The sequence below is a fragment of the Bacillus crepusculi genome (genome assembly GCF_014764715.1).
Classification (GTDB): domain Bacteria; phylum Bacillota; class Bacilli; order Bacillales; family Bacillaceae; genus Bacillus.
In genome coordinates this window covers 101105-120677 of sequence record NZ_JACXXE010000001.1, presented here as the reverse complement: position 1 = coordinate 120677, position 19573 = coordinate 101105, and the positions used below count along the sequence as shown (strand labels likewise).

Here is a 19573-nt window from a genome sequence, read left to right as displayed (position 1 = left end):
AAAAGGTTGCGTTCCCGCTAATAATATAGTCATCAACAGTATTAACAAAAAAACCCCCTGTAAACATGAAGAGGGTCTTTTCACTATTATCTATTGTACATAGTTTTTTCTTAAACTTCCATGATTTCTTTTTCTTTATCTTTCGTCACGTCATCAATTTTAGCGACATATTCATCTGTCAATTTTTGAACATCCTCTGTAGATGATCTTAATTCATCTTCAGTGATCTCCCCATTTTTCTCAAGCTTTTTCAAATCATCGTTTGCATCACGACGAACGTTACGAACAGCTACTTTTGCTTCTTCTGAGTACTTTTTCACAACTTTCACAAGCTCTTTACGTCTTTCTTCTGTTAGCGCAGGGATCGCAATGCGGATCACATTTCCGTCACTTGTTGGCGTGATGCCAAGATCAGACTTTTGGATCGCTTTTTCGATATCACCGATTGCTGTTTTATCGTAAGGTGTGATAATCAGCATACGTGCTTCTGGCACTGTAATTGACGCAATTTGGTTGAGTGGTGTTTGTGCACCGTAATAATCAACTGTCACTTTATCAAGCAGTGAAGCATTTGCACGGCCAGCGCGAACTGTTGCTAGTTCACGTCCATATGCTTGAACGGCTTTTTCCATTTTTTCTTTTGTTTGGTTCAACACTTCTTTTGACACGTTATTTCCCCCTCACGATCGTTCCGATTGATTCGCCATTTACGGCACGTTTAATATTTCCTTCTTCCATAATGGAGAATACGATTAATGGAATGTCATTGTCCATACATAATGAGGACGCAGTAGAATCCATTACAGCAAGCCCTTCTTTTAGTACATCAAGATATGAAAGCTTATCATATTTTACTGCATCCGCATCTGTACGAGGATCAGCACTGTAGACACCATCTACATTATTTTTCGCCATTAAAATGACATCTGCTTCAATTTCAGCTGCACGAAGTGCTGCAGTTGTATCTGTAGAGAAGTAAGGGTTACCAGTACCTGCAGCAAAAATCACGACACGTTTCTTCTCAAGATGACGGATCGCTTTTCTTCTTATGTATGGCTCTGCAACCTGTCTCATTTCGATAGAGGTTTGTACTCTAGACTGAATGCCAAGCGTTTCTAGGCTGTCCTGTAATGCCAGCGAGTTCATCACTGTTGCAAGCATGCCCATGTAATCTGCTGTTGCCCGGTCCATTCCTAAGTCACTGCCTGTCTTACCGCGCCAAAGGTTTCCTCCGCCTACAACGACTGCAACTTCCACATCAAGTTCTGCAATTTCTTTTACTTGCTTTGCAATTGAATGAATGACAGTTGGGTTAATTCCATTTCCAGCATCACCTGCTAGTGCTTCGCCACTTAGCTTCAGTACAATGCGATTATATTTCGGTTTGCTCATGATAACCTCCAAGTGTAAACTATACCGTCTCTTATTATGCGTAAGAAACTGCCTTTTGTAAATCAATATCCTCTAAAAAATAGGGAACACAGTGCTTGTGCTCCCTAAAAAAGCCCCAGAGAGCTTTTCAAACATTATTTTTTCACTTGGCTCATTACTTCTTCAGCAAAGTTGTCTTGACGCTTTTCGATACCTTCTCCCACTTCATAGCGAACATAAGTTTGAACAGTTGCGTTTTTCGCTCCTACAACTTGTTTCACTTTTTCATCTGGGTTTTTAACGAACGCTTGGTCAAGTAAGCAAATTTCTTCGAAGAATTTGTTTAGACGGCCTTCTACCATTTTAGCTACGATGTTTTCAGGCTTTCCTTCTTGAAGCGCTTGTTGCGTTAATACTTCACGCTCACGGTTTGCTTCTTCTTCTGACACTTGGTCACGAGAAATGTATTTAGGGTTTACAGCAGCAACGTGCATTGCGATGTCTCTTGCAAGCTCTTCATCAGTTGTTCCGTTAAGAACTGCTAATACACCGATGCGTCCGCCCATGTGCAAGTAAGAACCGAATGCTGCGTTATCTTCTTTCGTGATGACAGAGAAACGACGTAGAGTGATTTTCTCTCCAATTTTCGCAATTGCAGATGTGATATGCTCTTCAACTGTTGAACCGTTTTCCATTTTAGAAGCATGAGCTTCTTCAATTGTTGCAGGTTTAGCAGCAAGTAAATGATCAGCAAGTTCGTTAAGAAGTGTTTGGAATCCTTCGTTTTTCGCAACGAAATCAGTCTCTGAGTTCACTTCAAGGATCACGCCTGTGTTGCCATCAGTTTTGATAAGAGTTAAACCTTCTGCCGCAATACGGTCTGCTTTTTTCGCAGCCTTTGCGATTCCTTTTTCTCTTAGAAGATCGATTGCTTTGTCGATGTCACCATCAGTTTCTGTTAACGCTTTTTTACAGTCCATCATACCTGCACCAGTTTTTTGACGCAGTTCTTTTACTAATTGAGCAGTAATTGCCATTTTACATTTCCTCCTTCTATGTTAAAACACGGATTACTAGGTGAAAAAAAGGTGATAAAAGGCATTTCCCTCTTATCACCTTTTGAATAGGTTACGCAGTTGTTGTTTCAGATTCTGTCGTTTCTTCTACAACAGCTTCTTCTTCGCCTTGTTTAGACTCAAGAATCGCATCTGCCATTTTAGCAGTTAGAAGTTTTACAGCACGGATTGCATCATCGTTTGCAGGGATCACAACATCAATTTCGTCTGGATCACAGTTTGTGTCAACGATACCGATGATTGGGATATTCAGTTTGCGAGCTTCTGCAACTGCAATACGCTCTTTACGAGGATCGATAATGAAAAGTGCATCCGGAAGACCCTTCATGTCTTTGATTCCGCCTAAGAATTTTTCAAGACGCTCTAATTCTTTTTTCAATTGAACGACTTCTTTCTTAGGAAGAACTTCGAAAGTACCGTTTTCTTGCATTTTTTCAATATCTTTCAAACGTTTGATACGTTTTTGGATTGTTTCAAAGTTTGTTAAAGTTCCACCAAGCCAGCGTTGGTTTACATAGAACATACCAGAACGGATTGCTTCTTCTTTCACTGAATCTTGTGCTTGCTTTTTCGTACCAACGAAAAGGATTTTTCCTCCGTCAGCAGCAAGGTTTTTTGTAAAGTTGTAAGCTTCCTCTACTTTTTTCACCGTTTTTTGAAGATCGATGATGTAGATACCGTTACGCTCTGTAAAGATGTAACGCTTCATTTTTGGGTTCCAACGGCGAGTTTGGTGACCGAAGTGAACACCAGCTTCTAGCAATTGCTTCATAGAAATAACTGACATTTTGTTGCCTCCTAGTATAATGGTTTTTTTCCCTCCGCTTAAGTCATGTTCACATAAAACTGCGCCACGGCAGCACCTTCATATGAATCATTAAGCGTGTGTATTTAACACCAAGAAATAATATAACACATGATGGACTGACAATCAAGAATCCTTTACAGCTTTCCGTTAAATTTTAATAAAAGCTCGATTTCTGTCTTGCCAGTTTTCAATTCCTTCGCTATTTCTTCTAGTGACCGCCCTTGATCATATAAGGCCTTCACTTGATCTTGGAATGTTTCTTCTATTTCATTTTCAGAAGGCTCAGGAGCTTCTGTTTCAAGATGTGGAACGGGTTCGTTTACCTTCTCTTCCTGCACCTCAACCTCGCTAAGGAGAGCCGACAGGTGCTCTGGTACTGGATCTTCACTTTCTACCGATTGCTGGGATTCAGTTGGTGGTTGTGGCTGCTTTGGTGTCTGAAGATCCGATTTCAGCTCTTCAGCAGAAAAATCAGGGGAAGCGGCTGCCACTTTCGATAGTTTGTCATTCTCTTCTTTGACTTCCATCAAAAATGCAGCCAGGGTATTTTCCGTTTCTTCTAAAAGTTCTCGCTGCTTTTGTTCAGTTGCCTTCAGCGAATTCATTCTCGTGTATAAAATAATCACAAAATAAATAAGTGCAGCATGAAGCATGAAGCTAATCAGCCATAACATATTTTTTCACTCACTAACTCTTTAAGATTGAATGGCTTTATCAAGCAGATGCTTAAGCTTGAATAAAGCCTTCGAATGAATTTGTGAAATGCGCGAGGTGGATAAATTGAGCACTTGACCGATTTCCGTTAAAGTCAGTTCTTCTTTATAGAAAAGACTGATCACAAGCTTTTCTTTTTCTGAAAGCTCTGTAATCTTTTCAGCAAGCTGTTCAATTAATTCATCTTTCAGCATTTTCTCCTCAGGTGTCACAGACTTCTCGTCGCGAATCATGACTTGGACGTTTTCTCCGTCCTCTTGATCATGCAGCTTCTCGTCGATTGAAAGCAAATTCGCAAAGAAACCTTCATTCATCGTTGTGACAACATCCTGTTCACTCATGCCGAGTTCCTCAGCCACCTCTGTTGGTGTCACATTCCGCAAATAACGCTGTTCAAGTTTTTCAATAGCAGCTTCTACTTTTTTTGTTTTTTCTCTTGATGTACGAGGCAGCCAGTCCTCTTTACGAAGACCGTCGATGATGGCCCCGCGGATTCTGAAGGATGCATATGTATCAAACTTCAGATCTCTTCCAGGGTCAAATTTTTCAAGGGCATCATATAAACCGAGCATCCCTAGACTGATCAAGTCTTCTTTATGCACTGACTTCGGGAGACCGATGGAAATTCTTCCAACATGATATGTGACGAGCGGCATATAGCGGCGCATAAGAGCATCTCCAGCAGCTGGGTCCTTCCACTCTTTCCATCTAGCCCATAGCGCCTGATCTTCGTAATTTAAGGATTGCATCTTTCTCCCCCTATACTTCCTTAGTTATATCTTCATAATGCCTTGCTTCACAGTGCGGATCTCAAGCTCTGTCGTTAGCGGATCGAATTCAATCGTGCGTCCATTGCTTCCGCCCGTATCCTCACTAATGATCGGGATATGATGAAGAGACAGATGTTCTTTCACAGCTGATACGTTTCTAGGTCCAATTCTCATCAGATCATTGGTTGACTTAAACTTAAACATTTCCGCCCCGCCAGCAAGCTTCGCCTTAAGCGCATGTTTGCGCGCTCCTTCTTTTAGGAGCAAATCAATTGTATGCTTGACACCTGTATCTGCATATTTGGCCAAGTTCTCCACCGCCCCTTTTGCAAGGGATGAGTCTGGAAGCATGACATGGACAAGACCTGCCAGCTTTTTCTCTTGATCAAACAGAACAAGCCCTACACAAGAACCAAGACCGGATGTCCGAATACGGTCCGGTGTTTTCACAAGCTGAACATCCGCTATACCAACCTTTACAACTGCCGGAATTTGCACGTTCATTATAGGTTACCTAATGCTTTGAACAGTTTGTCAAACGATTCAAAGTCTGGTAATAGAAACATATTTCCTTTCAGCTCTTGCTTATTTTGATCATCAAAAATAGATGTATCAATCACAATTGCCTGATCGCCGAGAGGACTGAACTGCATTAACCCTTCACTAATGACAGCACCGAACATATCGAGCGTGACATCTGGAACACTTGGGTAAAGCTTTAATTTTGTTAGATCGGCAAGGGCTGATAAATAAGAGCCTGCTAAAATATTTCCTAGCTCATGCAGTGCTGATGTCCCTAATACGTGTTCATGAATGGTATCAATATCAAACGCCGGGTCCTGTACAAGCTCTCTTACAAATTGCTCTGCTTGCTCAAACGGCATAATGAAAAAGATGGAGCCTGATAAATCTCCTTCCATTCGAAGGAAAATGCTTGCAACTGGAAGATCTGCACCGCCAAAGAAATCCATTAAATCTTCAAACGAGAGAACCTTGACAAAAGGAACAGCCATATCTATTTTACGATCTAATAGGTTGGCAAGAGCAGACGCTGCGTGGCCTGCTCCAATATTCCCAACTTCTCTTAATACATCCAGCTGTTCATCTTTTATTTCACTGAAAATGTTCATTTCACATCCCCCTTAATGAACAGGTGCATCTTGAACGCTCTTGTCGAGGACAGCACCAGCATGAATGATATTAAATAGACGCTGATCATGCTTAATGATGCCTGTGACCCAAGATTGTCCTTCTTTTTCAGCTGAATCAGGTGAAGACTCCACTTCTTCCTGATGGACTGTAATGACATCGTTTGCTTCATCAACAACCCAACCGACTTCAATGTCACCAACTTGTACAATAATCATTCTTGTTTCATCTGTAATCTCATTGTCAGTTGATCCAAGTCTCACTCTAAGGTCGATGACAGGAGTCACCACACCGCGCAGGTTAATGACACCGCATATATAAGGGGCAACGCCAGGAATTCTTGTCGGCTGCTGCCATTTTTCAATGGACTTTACTTCTGATACTGAAATGGCGTATTCTTTTTTGTTTACGATAAACACAATCATCTTTTCGCCAGTTTTGATATCTGTACTCATTTCAGACCGCTCCTCTATTGTTTTTTACTTGATCAGTGCATTACAGTCAACGATGAGTGCAACCTGACCGTCACCTAGGATTGTAGCGCCTGATATCGCAAATACGTTTGGCAGATAATCTCCTAGTGATTTTAATACAACCTCTTGTTGACCAATAAATGAATCGACCACAAATGCTGTCAGCTTGTCCCCTTTACGAACAACGATGATATGCAGTTCTTCCTCTAGCTCATTCGCATTTGGTACGTGGAATTGTTTCTTCAGGTACACGACCGGTACGATAAATCCGCGGAAATCAATGACTTCACGATCATGCGTTTGAAGAATGTCACTTTTCTTAATGACAGCCGTTTCAATAATAGAAGAAATCGGAATCGCAAATGTTTCCTCTTCTAGTTTCACAAGAAGGACAGAAATAATCGACAATGTAAGTGGGAGCTGGATAGAGAACAGTGAGCCTTGTCCTTCTGTTGAGTTGATGCTCACAGAACCGCCTAATGATTCCAGCTTGTTTTTCACAACGTCAAGACCTACACCGCGGCCTGAGATGTCAGAAATCGTATCAGCTGTAGAGAATCCTGCTGCAAAGATCAATGAATCAATTTGATGATCTTCAAGGCTTTCCGCTTCTCTTTCTGTGATAACCCCGCGCTCTAGTGCTTTTTCAAGCACCTTTTTACGGTTAATTCCGCCGCCATCATCTTCTACTTCAATGAAGACGTGATTTCCACTATGATATGCCTTTAATAGAACGGTTCCTTTTTCTGGCTTGCCTTTTTTCACACGTTCTTCTGGCGATTCAATCCCATGATCTAGACTGTTTCTGAGTAAATGTAAGAGCGGGTCTCCAATCTCGTCGATCACTGTTCGATCAAGCTCAGTATCAGCGCCTTCAATGATGAGTTCAATTTTCTTATTGAGCTCTTTCGTCAACTGGCGAATCATACGCGGGAACCTGTTAAACACAGTTTCTACAGGTACCATTCTCATGTTCAGGATAATCGATTGCAGGTCGCCTGAAATCCGTGTCATTCTTTCGACTGTATCGGTGAGTTCGTTATTTTCAAGCTCTTTTGCAATCTGCTCTAAACGTCCTCTATCAATCACAAGTTCTTCAAATAGATTCATAAGAGAATCTAGACGATCAATGTTGACACGAATCGTTTTCGTGCCGCCGGCAGCTGCACCGTTATTGCCATTTGCTTTTGGCGCATCGCTTGCTGGCGCTTTAGTAGCAGGAATGGATACCTCTTCTTTATTTTGTTCAGGTTTCGCTTCTCGTTTTTCAGTCGAGGCCGTTTCTTCAAATGTGGAGACTTCAGAAATCTCTACATGTTCAACCTCTGAGATCGCCGTCACGATTTTCTTCACTTCGTCCATCGGCTGTTTAGATAAATAAGAAATACTGAATTCAGATTCGAAATCTTCTGATTCTAACAGTTCTGCGTTCGGAACCGTTTTGACGACCTCGCCGGCTTCATTGAGTCTTTCAAAAATCATATAGACTCGAACTGCTTTTAATAAGCATGCGTCGCTTAATGTCACGTTCAGCTCATAGCATTTAAAGCCTTGTTCTCTCGCTTCATCAAGAACTGTTCGTTCAAATTCATTATAGTTTAAGTCGTTAGCAGCTGGTGCTGATGCATCCGCTTCTTCAACGGCTGGTGCTGCCTCCGCATGGCTTCCTGTCACGTCTAGCTTTTTACTAATCTCTGTGACATCACGTTTCCCGTCCCCGCCTTCTGCAATCGATTGAACCATTGCTTCAAGGTGGTCAAGTGCTTCAAACATCGTGTCCATAGACTCAGGAGTGACAATCATTTGTTCATTCCGAATGGCATCAAACATGTTTTCTAGGTGGTGCGTCAGCTGTGCCATATCAGCATAGCCCATCGTTGCACTCATCCCTTTCAACGTATGAGCCGCTCTGAAAATATCATTCACTAGCTGCAAGTCGGTTGGGTTCTTTTCTAATTCGAGAAGTTTTTCATTACAAGTTTGTAAGTGTTCTCTGCTTTCATCTAAAAAGATATCTAAGTATTGGTTTACATCCAACGTGTTCACGCCCTCTCTTTTTTCATGGAGCTTATAATTGCATGTGCGATGTCATCCACATGCCTTGTTTCATGTGCAAGGCCTGCTTTAATAACTGATTTAGGCATCCCGAAAACAACACATGATTCTTCTTTTTCTGCAATCACTTTTGTATGACCGCCTGCGACCATTTTTTTGACCCCTTCTGTGCCGTCACTCCCCATTCCTGTCATAATGACAGCAATTTTCTCGTAACCTTTGATGTTGCTAATAGATTCAAATAAATAGTTAACAGAAGGTTTGTGCCGGCTTTCAGTGTCTTCTGGGGACAGCCTGATCACTAAAGACGCCCCTTGTTCATGAAGTGACATATTCATTCCACCAGGAGCTATGTAAGCCACTCCATTTTTTGCGATGTCTCCATCTTGTGCTTCTTTAATCGTAATTTGTGATAAATGGTCTAACCTCGTAGCAAGTGATGCCGTAAATCCTGCCGGCATATGCTGCACAATTAAAATCGGTGCCTCTATGTCCTTTGGGAGCTTCGTGACGACTCGTTGAAGCGCCCTTGGCCCTCCCGTAGATGTTCCAATTGAAATAATTTTACGGAGTGAGCCGCTTTTTACTTCTTGCAGACGGGGAACAGCCACTGGACTTGGCGGCTTCATGACTGGCTTAGGAGAAACTTGTTTCTCAGTGCGTTTTCTAGAGAGACCTGCCGCAAGTACCCGCTCTACAATTTGACCTCTTACTTTGTGTAAATCGAGCGAAATACTTCCTGAAGGCTTCGTCACAAAGTCAAAAGCACCGAGTTCTAAGCAATGGATGGTTAAATCCTTCCCTTGCTTTGTCTGGCTTGACACCATAATCACGGCAAGGTCGTGTTCAGCCAGAATTTGTTTTAATGCTTCTGTTCCATTTAAAACAGGCATTTCCACATCTAGTGTGACAACATCTGGATTCAATTCCTTGATCCGTTTTAAGGCATCTTCTCCATTTCGCGCCGTTCCCACGACTTCAATTTCTTGCTCGGCACTTAGGAAATCACTAATGAGCTTTCGCATAAAAGCCGAGTCATCTACTACAAGCACTCTAATCATGAGTCCATCTTCCTCCTTTTAAAAAAAGAGGACAACTTATCTATAAACGTATGCTGCTCTCTCCGTGCCCCTCTTATCTGCTGATGATAAAGTGTTTCTGCCAGCATTTTAATGGTTTTACTTAACCTTGAATGAGGCTGCTTGATATAAAATGGAATTTGTTCCGCCACTGCTTTAGGAACCGCAGGATCATCAGGTACAGCCCCAGCAAACACAAGCTTTCTGTGTAGAAATGATGTGACCACTCCTGCTAATTTCCGGTAGGTTTCAGAGCCCTCTGACGGGGTTTTACACCGGTTCACAATGATTTGCACTGACTGCTCAAATTGATGAATAGCTAAGTGTTTAATCGCGCTGTAGGCATCCATGATGGATGTTGGTTCCGGCGTTGTCACGACCACCACTTCCCCTGCTGATAAGACAAAAGGCAGTTGATCTTTTGACAAACCTGCACCCATATCAAAAAATATACAATCAAAGTCATGCATCATTCTCTCCATCTCCTCCAGAAAGAATGACCATTGATCTTTGTCTAAAGAAAACAGCTGTTCAAGTCCGCTCCCGCCAGAAATGTAATAAAGATGGTCTGTTCCTTTTGTCATAGCCGCTTGGAAGGATTTCTTCCTGACGAGAACATCTAATATTGAGCTAGTCGATGTTTTACCTAATAAAATATCAATATTCCCCATGCCAAAATCAAGGTCGATGACTAACACTCGCTTGCCTGCACTAGCGATAGACAGTGCCATGTTCAGCGTCAAATTCGATTTACCTACTCCGCCTTTACCGCTCATGACGGCAATCGTTTTTGCCTGTCCGCTTCCGCTAAGAGAGGCTGGCATTACCGTTTGACTCTGCTGAACAAGTTTCCTTAGACCTTCCGCTTGGTCAGGCTTCATCATTGTAATACCATCCTTGTTAATTCAAGAGGAGAGCCCTCAAGAATATCCTCAGGTACATTTTGGCCATTTGTTAAAAAGCCGAGCCCAATTTGAGATTCTGCAATGATTTGAAAGATCGTGCCCATCGTGTCTGTTTCATCTACTTTTGTAAAAATGAATTGATGGATTGGAACTTGTTCAAAACGTTTGACCATGGCTTTCATGTCCTGATACTTCGACGTCGCGCTCATGACAAGGAAACTTTGAATGCTTTCATCAAATGGAATAATGTCTGTCAGCTCTTTCATATATGCTTCTTCTTTAAAGTTACGGCCTGCTGTGTCTATGAAAATATGATCATAATCTTTCAAGGTCTGCTGCGCTTTCACAAAATCTTCTCTTGAATAACAAACCTCAAGCGGCGCATTCAGCAGTTCAGCATACGTTTTCAGTTGTTCGATCGCCGCAATTCGGTATGTATCCGTGGTAATAAAAGCGATTTTCTTTTTCTGCTGAATCGCCGTTTTGGCAGCCAGCTTCGCAATCGTTGTCGTTTTACCAGCGCCCGTTGAACCAAACAGCACAATATATTTTGCACGAATCATCGGCTCATCAGAGGTGTGAGCTGGCAGCATCTCTGTGAGTAGGTTTTCAAGTTCTTTTTTAATCTGATCTTCCTTGACAGCACCCTTTGTTAAAAGGTCCTTTAAGCACTCATCTCGTATCGCATCATCAAGACCTTGATCCTTTAGCTTTCGATCGACCTCCATAAGAGAATCAGGCAAAATCCCAGCATGCCGCTCGTTCCTTGCATATTCTAAAGGCTTAGAATGAGGAGGCGCTGCTTTGACTGCCTCAGGAGCAAAGGATGGCTCTATTGGTTGCTTTAGAACCGGCTCCTTTTTCGGTAATACCGGAAGAGACGGTGCTTGGTTTAAGCCTTTACCAGCTCTTTCTTCAAAATCTTGATCCAGCACCGCAATCACTTCGACCATTTGCTGCTTTTTTAAACCAAACAGCTTTCGTTTGACAACGGTTTTCGAATTTAAAATGACGGCATCTTTCCCAAGCTGCTGCCTAATTTGAATCGTTGCCTCCTGCATAGAATTCGCTGTGATTTTTTTCATTTTCATTAGATATCCACCACTCCGATGCTTTGTACTTCCACATTTGCTTCTAGTTCGTTATATGATAGTACCGGTAATTCTGGAAAATATCTTTCTAACAGCTGCTTGACGTACATTCTTATAGGAGGTGAGCATAATAGAACCGGCGTTTCCTGACGAAGCGAAAGCTGTTCAATTTCTCTTGCTACCGATTGAATCACACTTTCAGAGGACTCTGGATCTAACGATAAGTAGTTACCATGCTCTGTCTGTTGTACGCTGTCAGCAATCACCTTTTCAACTCGGCCTGAGCATGTCACCACTTTTAGTGATTCATTCTCTCTTGCATACTGTGCGGTAATCTGTCTTGCCAGCGCCTGTCTGACATACTCCGTTAACAAATCGGTATCAGTCGTTAATTTCCCATAGTCTGCAAGCGTCTCAAAAATGGTGACAAGGTTTCGAATAGAGACCTTTTCTTTCAGCAGCTTTGCCAGTACCTTTTGGATATCACCGACTGCTAGCGGATTTGGTGTGACCTCATCCACTAAGACAGGATAACTTTCTTTTAGATGATCGATTAATTGCTTCGTTTCTTGGCGTCCGAGCAGTTCGTGAGTGTTTTGTCTAATCTTCTCTGTGATGTGAGTAGACACAACAGATGCCGGATCCACCACCGTATAACCAAGCATTTCAGCCTGATCTTTTTCTGCTTCTGATATCCATTTAGCCGGCAAGCCAAAGGATGGCTCGATCGTTTCAATTCCTTCAATCGGATCATCATCAGGCGTTGGGGACATCGCTAAGTAGTGATCAAGCAGTAGCTCACCTTTTGCTACTTCATTCCCTTTAATTTTCAAACGGTATTCATTTGGGTTAAGGGCAATGTTGTCCCTGATCCGGACAACTGGAATGACAAGGCCCAGTTCGAGGGCAAGCTGCCTTCGGATCATCACAATTCGGTCTAACAGGTCTCCGCCTTGATTGGCATCTGCAAGCGGGATCAACCCGTAGCCAAATTCAAATTCAATGGCATCCATTTGCAGGAGATGAATGACACTTTCTGGACTTTTCATCTCTTCTACCTCTGCTTGCTCTTCCAGTACTTCTTCGATCTCTTCTTGATCCTGTTTGTTTTTCGACATCAAGTATGCACCGAGTGCAAGTAAACCTGCGATCGGCCCTGTCAAAAGTATGCCAATCGGCGTAAACAATCCAAGTAGGAAGATCGTGCCTGCTGTGACGTAAAGCATTGCCGGGAATGCAAACAGCTGCTCTGTGATATCTGAACCAAGGTTCCCAGTAGAGGCAGCCCTTGTGACGACAATCCCTGTCGCTGTTGAAATGAGGAGTGCAGGAATTTGTGAAACAATCCCGTCTCCTACCGTTAATAGCGTAAAGTGGGAGGCTGATTCTTGAATCGACATTCCTTGCTGAAGCATCCCAATAATGATTCCAAAAATAATATTGATAATAACGATGATAATACCTGCGATGGCATCCCCTTTAACGAACTTACTTGCGCCATCCATTGCACCATAAAAGTCTGCTTCTCTTGCTACTTTTTCACGGCGGTTTCTAGCTTCACTTTCTGTCAGCATTCCTGCATTCAAATCTGCGTCAATACTCATTTGTTTACCTGGCATCGCGTCGAGTGTAAACCTTGCCGCAACCTCAGATACACGCTCAGCCCCTTTGGTGATGACAACAAACTGAATGATGATCAGAATAAGGAAGACAACCAGACCAACGAGTATATTGCCCCCAACAACAAATGATCCAAACGTTTCTACAACCTTACCAGCATCTCCAGTTGATAAAATAGAACGTGTTGTAGAGATGTTAAGCCCTAAACGAAACAGCGTTAAGAGCAAAAGCAATGATGGAAAAATGGAAAATTGCAGTGGTTCTTGCATGTTCATTGTGGTGAGAAGCACGATAAGCGCAAGAGAAATATTAATAATGATTAAAATACTTAATAGCATCGGCGGAAACGGTATGACCAGCATCGCCACAATTAAAATAACACTGAATAAAACAGATAAATCTCTTGCTGCCATGCCTGTTCTCTCCTTTTAAAACCAAAAATTCATAAAATCTTTTGTTTCGTTTTATATACGTAAGCTAAAATTTCTGCGATGGCCTTAAAGTATTCTTCTGGCACCGCTTGATTGATATCGACCTGATCATATAGTGCACGCGCGAGCGGCCGGTTTTCTACGGTCATGATATCGTGCTCTTTCGCAATCGTTCTAATTTTCAAAGCCAAAATATCTGTTCCCTTTGCCACAACAAAGGGCGCATCCATCTTTTCTTCGTCATATTTCAAGGCAATTGCGTAGTGGGTTGGGTTTGTAATGATGACGTCCGCTTTTGGGACTTCCTGCATCATCCGTCTCATCGCCATTTCCCGCTGGCGCTGTTTAATCTTTGATTTTATGAGAGGGTCACCCTCTGATTTTTTATACTCATCTTTGATGTCTTGTTTGGACATCCGTAAGTTTTTTTCATAATCAAATTTCTGATACATATAATCAAGCCCTGCTAAGATCAGAAGAGCACCTGCTGCATATAAACCCATAATCAAGGTCATCTTTGCGACGAAATGCAGGGTTTCCTCCGCTGTTAGTAGAGGGAGCCTCAGGATTTCATCAAAGTGCATCCAGAGTGCTATAAATGTCGCAAAACCAACAAAACCAATTTTCAAAATGGATTTTAATAGCTCTACGAGGGCTCGAATACTGTATATTCGTTTAAACCCTTTGATTGGATCAAGCTTTTCTAATTTCGGTTTGATCACTTCTGCAGAAAAGAGAAACCCGACTTGTAAATAGTTACTGAGGATACCCGCCAGCATACCAACACCAAGAATCGGCATGAGGAGGAGTCCTGTTTCTTGAAGCAATTCCAAGAATAATTGATGAATGTTAGATGTGCTAACCTTCATTAGCATGGTTGTTGAATAAAAACGTTCAATGAGCGCAATAATACGCTCTTTCATAAAAGGCCCAATAAAAAAGAATGATAAAAAGATTAATAGAAATGAGATGGCTGTATTGACGTCGGTACTTTTCGCAACCTGTCCTTTTTTACGCGAATCCCGCCTTTTTTTCGGCGTTGCTTTTTCTGTTTTTTCACCTGCGAAAAACTGCAAGTCTAGTCTAAGCCTTGTCATCATGACGAACCACCGACCAATGCTAAGAAATTCCTCATGGTGAGCACAATCGTTTCAAATGTATTTTGGACAACTCCGAAGATCACGCCCATACAGATGATGATCATAATAAAACTCACACCCATTTTAATAGGAAGTCCAACAACAAATACGTTCATTTGCGGAACTGTACGTGCTACAATCCCTAATGCCAAATCGACTAAAAACAAACTTGCCACAACAGGTGCCGAGATTTGAAAGGCAATGATGAACATTTGGTTGAAACTCTTTGCGATAAAGTAAGCAAAGGATTCACTGCCGAAATTCAGCGCGTACTGATCAACTGCAATATATTGAAAGCTGTAATAAATCCCATCAAGCAGCAGGTGGTGTGCATTCGTTGCTAGCATCAATAGTAGTGTAACCGTATAAAAGAACTGCCCCATCAGCGGTGTTTGCGCCCCTGTTTGCGGATCAATAATATTGGCGATCGCAAAGCCCATTTGAAAATCAATGAACGAGCCGGCAATTTGAACAGCAGACACCATGATATAGGCAATCAGCCCAAGAAGAAGTCCGACCATTGCTTCTTTCACCGCAAGCATCATATAAAGACCGTCTATGTCGAGCGCTGGCGGTTCTTTAATCGTGCTGAAGCTAATAACGGCTAAAAACAGCGAGAATCCAACTCTGTGTACAGCTGGTATCGTTCTATGCGCTAAAAGCGGTACTGTCACAAAAAAAGCGGTGATCCGAATAAAAACTAAAAGAAAAGCAGGGAATAATTCTATAATGGACATCGCGATTTAACCTGCAAATCGATCTAAATTCGAGAACAGCTCTGTCGTAAAGGACACAATTGTGGAAAGCATCCACGGACCAAACACAACAAGTCCAATGAGCACTGCAACAATCTTAGGAATGAACGCAAGCGTCTGTTCTTGAATTTGGGTTGTCGCCTGAAACACACTGACAATTAGCCCCACAATAAGTGCGAGCGCTAAAAGCGGCCCGCTGACAAGCAATACAACATACACTGATCTTTCAGCCATCGTAATGACAAATTCTGAACTCATGTTTTAAGCACCTACTCTAAAAGCTTTGCAGCAAGGATTTTACAATCAAATACCATCCATCGACTAAAACAAATAACAATATTTTGAAAGGGAGCGATATCATAACCGGCGGAAGCATCATCATCCCCATTGACATCAGGACACTTGCGACCACCATGTCAATAATTAAAAATGGAATAAAGATCATGAAACCAATTTGAAATGCCGTCTTTAATTCTGAAATTGCAAAAGCTGGTACCATCGCCGTTAATGGAATATCTTTAATCGATTCAGGTGTATCCATTTTTGCGTAACTAAGAAATAAAGCCAAATCTTTCTGTCTCGTATGTTTACTCATAAACTCTTTGATTGGCACTTCGGCTTTTTCATATGCCTGGTTTAACGTAATGTCATCATTTAAAAGCGGCGTGAGTGCCTCTTTATTTATCTCTGAGAACGTGGGTGCCATAATAAAAAATGTGAGAAACAAAGCAAGTCCAACAAGCACTTGGTTTGGCGGCATTGAGTTGGTTGCAAGTGATGTTCTGACGAATGAAAGGACAATCACAATTCGTGTAAAACACGTCATTAAAATAAGAATGCCTGGTGCAACCGAAAATACGGTCAAAAGTAAAAGAAGACGGACAGACGTACTGATATTCCCTGCACCGCTGGAATTAAATAAATCGATAAACTCATTCATTTTGTTTCGGGCCTTTCTTTCTGACTTCTGATTGGGTCTTTTTCAATTCGGCTAGCTGCGCCTTTAAATTGGCTGAAAAAGAAGAAGTGGTTGTCTGGTCGTGTTTCTTTACTTGCGACGTGAATTTTTGAACGATTTTTGGTATATCTGTCTTGCTTTCCATCGCTTCTTCATATTGTTTCACAATCGCTTCACATTCTTGTTCATCATCAATTTCTTTTAGCAGCTGGATTGAGTCTGCGACGCCGACAACTAGTACTCGCTTGCCCACTTTGATAAGCTGGACCGAACGATTTTGGCCAACCGTCGTTCCGCCAATATTTTCAACATAGCGAAAGGGTTTAAGTAAGCGGTTTTGCTTACCAACAAATCTCACCAATCCATAAATGAGCAGGATGACAAAAAGTAAGGCACCAATCATTTTGACAAAATCCATAATGGAGACAGAAGAAGAGGGAACTTCTTCTGCCGGATTCGTTTGATTGTCAGTGGTTTTCTTTTCTGTATCCTTTTTGCTTTCTTTCTCATCTTTGAGCCAGTCATTCACTGTGCCGTTTTCTGAATCTTTCGTTTCAGCGAACAGCGAGGCAGGCTGCACCGTCAAGAAAAGCATAAAACTGATCATTGCTATACATATCAAACGTTTTTTCAACAAGTCTTACACCCTTTTTTAGCCTAACGTTTTATTAATTGCTTCAAGTACACGGTCTGCCTGGAATGGCTTCACGATAAAGTCTTTTGCACCTGCTTGAATGGCGTCAATAACCATTGATTGCTGTCCCATAGCAGAACACATAATGATTTTTGCTGAAGCATCGATTTGTTTAATTTCTTTTAACGCAGTGATCCCATCCATTTCTGGCATTGTGATATCCATTGTCACAAGGTCAGGAGATGTTTCTTTATATTTTTCAACAGCTTGTGCGCCGTTTTCTGCTTCTCCTACTACATCAAATCCGTTTTTTACAAGAATATCCTTAATCATCATTCTCATGAATGCTGCATCATCTACGATTAATACCTTAGTAGCCATGTACTTATTCTCTCCCTATATGTTTGTTTATTTTAAATTAGAAAGTCTTTCTGACTGACTTAATATATCAGTCACACGAACACCAAAGTTCTCATCGATGACAACGACTTCCCCTTTGGCGACGATTCGTTTGTTGACCAAAATGTCTACTGGCTCACCCGCAAGTTTGTCCAGTTCAATGACACTTCCAGCTGAAAGCTCAAGTACTTCTTTCACACTGCGCTGCGTTCTGCCAAGCTCCACTGTAATAGAAAGCGGAATATCCATCAGCATATCGAGGTTTCCTAGCTGGTTCGTTGTATGCTGAGGCTCACTGAATGCAGCAAATTCAACTGGCGCCACATTTACAGGTTCGGCTGGCTTTGGTTTCGCCTGTCTTTTCGGCGGTGCCGTTTGCTGCTGAGGAGCAGACTGTGCTTGCTCAGCTGCCTGCTGAGGTTCAGGTGCGCTCACGGGTGTTTCTTGAACAGGCTCCTCTTCTTGAGCTGGGTCTGTTAATTCTGCGATTAAATCCTTCGCAAATGTAATTGGGTAAAGCTGCATAATATTTGAATCTATGAGTTCACCTATCGTTAATCTAAAGGATACTTTGACAAGCATTTCTTCTGCTGGAATGCGGTCTGTGCCTTCTCCCTCTTTCACATCGAGCAACTCAACGCGCGGCGGAGAAATATCAATCTTTTTATTAAAGACTGTCGACATAGATGTCGCTGCAGAACCCATCATTTGGTTCATTGCTTCTTGCACTGCACTTAGGTGAATTTCACTTAGAGACGGGTCAGCATTTGTTCCATCTCCGCCCATCATTAAGTCTGCAATGACTGCCGCATCTGTTTGCTGGATGACAAGCAGGTTACTTGCACTAAAGCCTTCTGTATAATTCACTTCAATCGCAACGTATGGATGAGGAAACTCCTCGTTCAGCTTGCTTTTTTGAATCACTGTAACAGTTGGAGTTGTAATCTCCACTTTTTGATTTAATAGGGTTGAAAGTGCTGTTGCAGAGCTACCAAATGAAATATTTCCAATTTCTCCAATGGCGTCTTGTTCCATTGCAGAAAGGACTGTATCAGGCTCTATATCGTCATTGCTGCCTCCTTTAAGGAGCGCATCGATTTCATCTTGTGATAATTTACTTCCGTTATTCTCCATCTTCTTCACCTCTTATGTCGTGATCTAGAATTTGAATCGCCTGTTTCCGATTCACGCGGCCGGCCTGTCCCAAGAATTTCGGTTTATTTCCGACCATAACAGTAAGAGGCGCATTTACTGGTTTGTCCAAGGCAATACAATCACCAATTTCCAAATTCAAAAACTCTTCCACCGTCATTTCCGATTGTCCAAGTTCTGCGACTACCGGTATTTTTGCCGTCATAATCCGTTTTTCAATGGCCTTTGTTTCTTCTTGTTTCGGTTCATTTCGTTCAGACTGCATCCAGTAGTGAACAGACAGCTTCGGAATAATAGGCTCTAATACAACGTGAGGAATACATAGGTTAATAACCCCGCTCACCTCACCAACTTGTGTATTAAGAGAAATGACGACAACTGTTTCGTTTGGTGACACCATTTGAACAAACTGGGGATTTACCTCGAAATCTGCCATTTCTGGCTCGATGTCGGTTATGGACTGCCACGCTTCTCTGTAATTTTCCAAAGCTCCCTCAAACATGTTTGAGATAATCTTTGTTTCGATTTCTGTAAGTGATTCCGTCTTATTATGACTAATGCCAATCCCGCCCATCAGCCTGTCCATCATGGCATAGCCGATTGTTGGGTTCACTTCAAGCATAATTCTTCCTTCAAGTGGACTGACATAAAATAAGTTTAATAAGGTCATATTAGGAATCGAACGAATAAATTCTTCGTATGGTACTTGGTCAACCGAGCTGACAGAAATTTGAATATATGATCTGAGCTGCGCTGAAAAGTGTGTGGTGAGCAGTCTAGCGAAGTTATCGTGAATCCTTGTTAAACTTCGAATCTGGTCTTTTGAAAAGCGAAGTGCACGTTTAAAGTCATACACCTTCACTTTTTTCGTCGTTTCTTCTTTTTTCAGCTCTTCTGCATCCATTTCGCCTGTAGATATGGCGGATAATAATGCGTCGATCTCATTCTGGGAAAGCACTTCTCCTGACATTTCTTCACCTCCATCGTGTCAATT

At 42.0% G+C, this 19573-nt stretch carries 22 protein-coding genes; all 22 read right to left on the bottom strand.

What is annotated here, in order from left to right; genetic code table 11:
• Window positions 1-110: 110 nt before the first annotated feature.
• Window positions 111-668, bottom strand: coding sequence for a ribosome recycling factor (frr, locus tag IEE86_RS00640; protein ID WP_024424150.1), 558 nt, complete (start codon window positions 666-668; stop codon window positions 111-113).
• A 1-nt stretch (window position 669) separates the two neighbouring features.
• On the bottom strand, window positions 670-1392 hold the full coding sequence (gene pyrH, locus IEE86_RS00635; protein ID WP_003210919.1) for a UMP kinase: 723 nt from the start codon (window positions 1390-1392) through the stop codon (window positions 670-672).
• Between the two features lie 134 nt (window positions 1393-1526).
• On the bottom strand, window positions 1527-2408 hold the full coding sequence (gene tsf / locus IEE86_RS00630; RefSeq protein WP_008354465.1) for a translation elongation factor Ts: 882 nt from the start codon (window positions 2406-2408) through the stop codon (window positions 1527-1529).
• Window positions 2409-2499: 91 nt separating this feature from the next.
• Complete coding sequence (rpsB, locus tag IEE86_RS00625) at window positions 2500-3234, bottom strand: 30S ribosomal protein S2 (RefSeq protein ID WP_034317684.1); 735 nt, start codon at window positions 3232-3234, stop codon at window positions 2500-2502.
• Window positions 3235-3389: 155 nt separating this feature from the next.
• On the bottom strand, window positions 3390-3929 hold the full coding sequence (locus IEE86_RS00620; RefSeq protein ID WP_191095470.1) for a Swarming motility protein SwrB: 540 nt from the start codon (window positions 3927-3929) through the stop codon (window positions 3390-3392).
• A 21-nt stretch (window positions 3930-3950) separates the two neighbouring features.
• Window positions 3951-4718 (bottom strand): FliA/WhiG family RNA polymerase sigma factor, encoded by a 768-nt coding sequence (locus IEE86_RS00615; RefSeq protein ID WP_191095469.1) that lies wholly within the window; start codon window positions 4716-4718, stop codon window positions 3951-3953.
• Window positions 4719-4742: 24 nt separating this feature from the next.
• Window positions 4743-5243 (bottom strand): chemotaxis protein CheD, encoded by a 501-nt coding sequence (locus IEE86_RS00610; protein WP_191095468.1) that lies wholly within the window; start codon window positions 5241-5243, stop codon window positions 4743-4745.
• On the bottom strand, window positions 5243-5869 hold the full coding sequence (locus tag IEE86_RS00605; RefSeq protein WP_099725847.1) for a chemotaxis protein CheC: 627 nt from the start codon (window positions 5867-5869) through the stop codon (window positions 5243-5245). Before IEE86_RS00605 ends, IEE86_RS00610 begins: the two co-directional genes overlap by 1 nt.
• A gap of 12 nt (window positions 5870-5881) precedes the next feature.
• Window positions 5882-6343, bottom strand: coding sequence for a chemotaxis protein CheW (locus IEE86_RS00600; RefSeq protein ID WP_191095467.1), 462 nt, complete (start codon window positions 6341-6343; stop codon window positions 5882-5884).
• A gap of 24 nt (window positions 6344-6367) precedes the next feature.
• Window positions 6368-8398, bottom strand: a complete 2031-nt coding sequence (locus IEE86_RS00595) for a chemotaxis protein CheA (protein WP_191095466.1) — start codon at window positions 8396-8398, stop codon at window positions 6368-6370.
• Between the two features lie 5 nt (window positions 8399-8403).
• Window positions 8404-9477 (bottom strand): protein-glutamate methylesterase/protein-glutamine glutaminase, encoded by a 1074-nt coding sequence (locus IEE86_RS00590; RefSeq protein WP_191095465.1) that lies wholly within the window; start codon window positions 9475-9477, stop codon window positions 8404-8406.
• A complete protein-coding gene (locus IEE86_RS00585) occupies window positions 9474-10379 on the bottom strand; it encodes a MinD/ParA family protein (protein WP_191095464.1) in 906 nt (301 codons plus the stop codon). Before IEE86_RS00585 ends, IEE86_RS00590 begins: the two co-directional genes overlap by 4 nt.
• Window positions 10376-11491, bottom strand: coding sequence for a flagellar biosynthesis GTPase FlhF (gene flhF / locus IEE86_RS00580; protein WP_191095463.1), 1116 nt, complete (start codon window positions 11489-11491; stop codon window positions 10376-10378). Before flhF ends, IEE86_RS00585 begins: the two co-directional genes overlap by 4 nt.
• On the bottom strand, window positions 11491-13524 hold the full coding sequence (flhA, locus tag IEE86_RS00575; protein ID WP_191095462.1) for a flagellar biosynthesis protein FlhA: 2034 nt from the start codon (window positions 13522-13524) through the stop codon (window positions 11491-11493). Before flhA ends, flhF begins: the two co-directional genes overlap by 1 nt.
• A 29-nt stretch (window positions 13525-13553) precedes the next feature.
• Window positions 13554-14642, bottom strand: coding sequence for a flagellar biosynthesis protein FlhB (gene flhB / locus IEE86_RS00570; protein ID WP_191095461.1), 1089 nt, complete (start codon window positions 14640-14642; stop codon window positions 13554-13556).
• On the bottom strand, window positions 14639-15418 hold the full coding sequence (gene fliR, locus IEE86_RS00565) for a flagellar biosynthetic protein FliR (protein ID WP_024426982.1): 780 nt from the start codon (window positions 15416-15418) through the stop codon (window positions 14639-14641). The genes flhB and fliR overlap by 4 nt, the downstream gene beginning before the upstream one ends.
• 6 nt (window positions 15419-15424) lie before the next feature.
• A complete protein-coding gene (gene fliQ / locus IEE86_RS00560) occupies window positions 15425-15694 on the bottom strand; it encodes a flagellar biosynthesis protein FliQ (protein ID WP_003211206.1) in 270 nt (89 codons plus the stop codon).
• Between the two features lie 16 nt (window positions 15695-15710).
• Window positions 15711-16376, bottom strand: a complete 666-nt coding sequence (gene fliP, locus IEE86_RS00555) for a flagellar type III secretion system pore protein FliP (RefSeq protein ID WP_007499580.1) — start codon at window positions 16374-16376, stop codon at window positions 15711-15713.
• Window positions 16369-17028 carry a flagella biosynthesis regulatory protein FliZ gene (gene fliZ, locus IEE86_RS00550; RefSeq protein WP_191095460.1) on the bottom strand — a complete coding sequence of 220 codons (660 nt, stop codon included), beginning with the start codon at window positions 17026-17028 and terminating at the stop codon, window positions 16369-16371. Before fliZ ends, fliP begins: the two co-directional genes overlap by 8 nt.
• A gap of 18 nt (window positions 17029-17046) precedes the next feature.
• On the bottom strand, window positions 17047-17409 hold the full coding sequence (locus IEE86_RS00545) for a response regulator (protein ID WP_007499584.1): 363 nt from the start codon (window positions 17407-17409) through the stop codon (window positions 17047-17049).
• 27 nt (window positions 17410-17436) lie between these two features.
• Window positions 17437-18561: a flagellar motor switch phosphatase FliY gene (gene fliY / locus IEE86_RS00540; RefSeq protein WP_191095459.1), complete on the bottom strand. Its 1125-nt coding sequence runs from the start codon at window positions 18559-18561 to the stop codon at window positions 17437-17439.
• Window positions 18551-19549, bottom strand: a complete 999-nt coding sequence (gene fliM, locus IEE86_RS00535) for a flagellar motor switch protein FliM (RefSeq protein WP_034317724.1) — start codon at window positions 19547-19549, stop codon at window positions 18551-18553. The genes fliY and fliM overlap by 11 nt, the downstream gene beginning before the upstream one ends.
• Window positions 19550-19573: the final 24 nt, after the last annotated feature.

Excerpts from the sequence above, each read along its gene's own strand:
- pyrH (WP_003210919.1), bottom strand. The coding sequence starts at position 1,392 with ATGAGCAAACCGAAATATAATCGCATTGTACTGAAGCTAAGTGGCGAA.
- tsf (WP_008354465.1), bottom strand. The coding sequence starts at position 2,408 with ATGGCAATTACTGCTCAATTAGTAAAAGAACTGCGTCAAAAAACTGGT.
- rpsB (WP_034317684.1), bottom strand. The coding sequence starts at position 3,234 with ATGTCAGTTATTTCTATGAAGCAATTGCTAGAAGCTGGTGTTCACTTC.
- IEE86_RS00620 (WP_191095470.1), bottom strand. The coding sequence starts at position 3,929 with ATGTTATGGCTGATTAGCTTCATGCTTCATGCTGCACTTATTTATTTT.
- IEE86_RS00615 (WP_191095469.1), bottom strand. The coding sequence starts at position 4,718 with ATGCAATCCTTAAATTACGAAGATCAGGCGCTATGGGCTAGATGGAAA.
- IEE86_RS00610 (WP_191095468.1), bottom strand. The coding sequence starts at position 5,243 with ATGAACGTGCAAATTCCGGCAGTTGTAAAGGTTGGTATAGCGGATGTT.
- IEE86_RS00605 (WP_099725847.1), bottom strand. The coding sequence starts at position 5,869 with ATGAACATTTTCAGTGAAATAAAAGATGAACAGCTGGATGTATTAAGA.
- IEE86_RS00600 (WP_191095467.1), bottom strand. The coding sequence starts at position 6,343 with ATGAGTACAGATATCAAAACTGGCGAAAAGATGATTGTGTTTATCGTA.
- IEE86_RS00590 (WP_191095465.1), bottom strand. The coding sequence starts at position 9,477 with ATGATTAGAGTGCTTGTAGTAGATGACTCGGCTTTTATGCGAAAGCTC.
- IEE86_RS00585 (WP_191095464.1), bottom strand. The coding sequence starts at position 10,379 with ATGATGAAGCCTGACCAAGCGGAAGGTCTAAGGAAACTTGTTCAGCAG.
- flhF (WP_191095463.1), bottom strand. The coding sequence starts at position 11,491 with ATGAAAATGAAAAAAATCACAGCGAATTCTATGCAGGAGGCAACGATT.
- flhA (WP_191095462.1), bottom strand. The coding sequence starts at position 13,524 with ATGGCAGCAAGAGATTTATCTGTTTTATTCAGTGTTATTTTAATTGTG.
- flhB (WP_191095461.1), bottom strand. The coding sequence starts at position 14,642 with ATGATGACAAGGCTTAGACTAGACTTGCAGTTTTTCGCAGGTGAAAAA.
- fliR (WP_024426982.1), bottom strand. The coding sequence starts at position 15,418 with ATGTCCATTATAGAATTATTCCCTGCTTTTCTTTTAGTTTTTATTCGG.
- fliQ (WP_003211206.1), bottom strand. The coding sequence starts at position 15,694 with ATGAGTTCAGAATTTGTCATTACGATGGCTGAAAGATCAGTGTATGTT.
- fliP (WP_007499580.1), bottom strand. The coding sequence starts at position 16,376 with ATGAATGAGTTTATCGATTTATTTAATTCCAGCGGTGCAGGGAATATC.
- IEE86_RS00545 (WP_007499584.1), bottom strand. The coding sequence starts at position 17,409 with ATGGCTACTAAGGTATTAATCGTAGATGATGCAGCATTCATGAGAATG.
- fliY (WP_191095459.1), bottom strand. The coding sequence starts at position 18,561 with ATGGAGAATAACGGAAGTAAATTATCACAAGATGAAATCGATGCGCTC.
- fliM (WP_034317724.1), bottom strand. The coding sequence starts at position 19,549 with ATGTCAGGAGAAGTGCTTTCCCAGAATGAGATCGACGCATTATTATCC.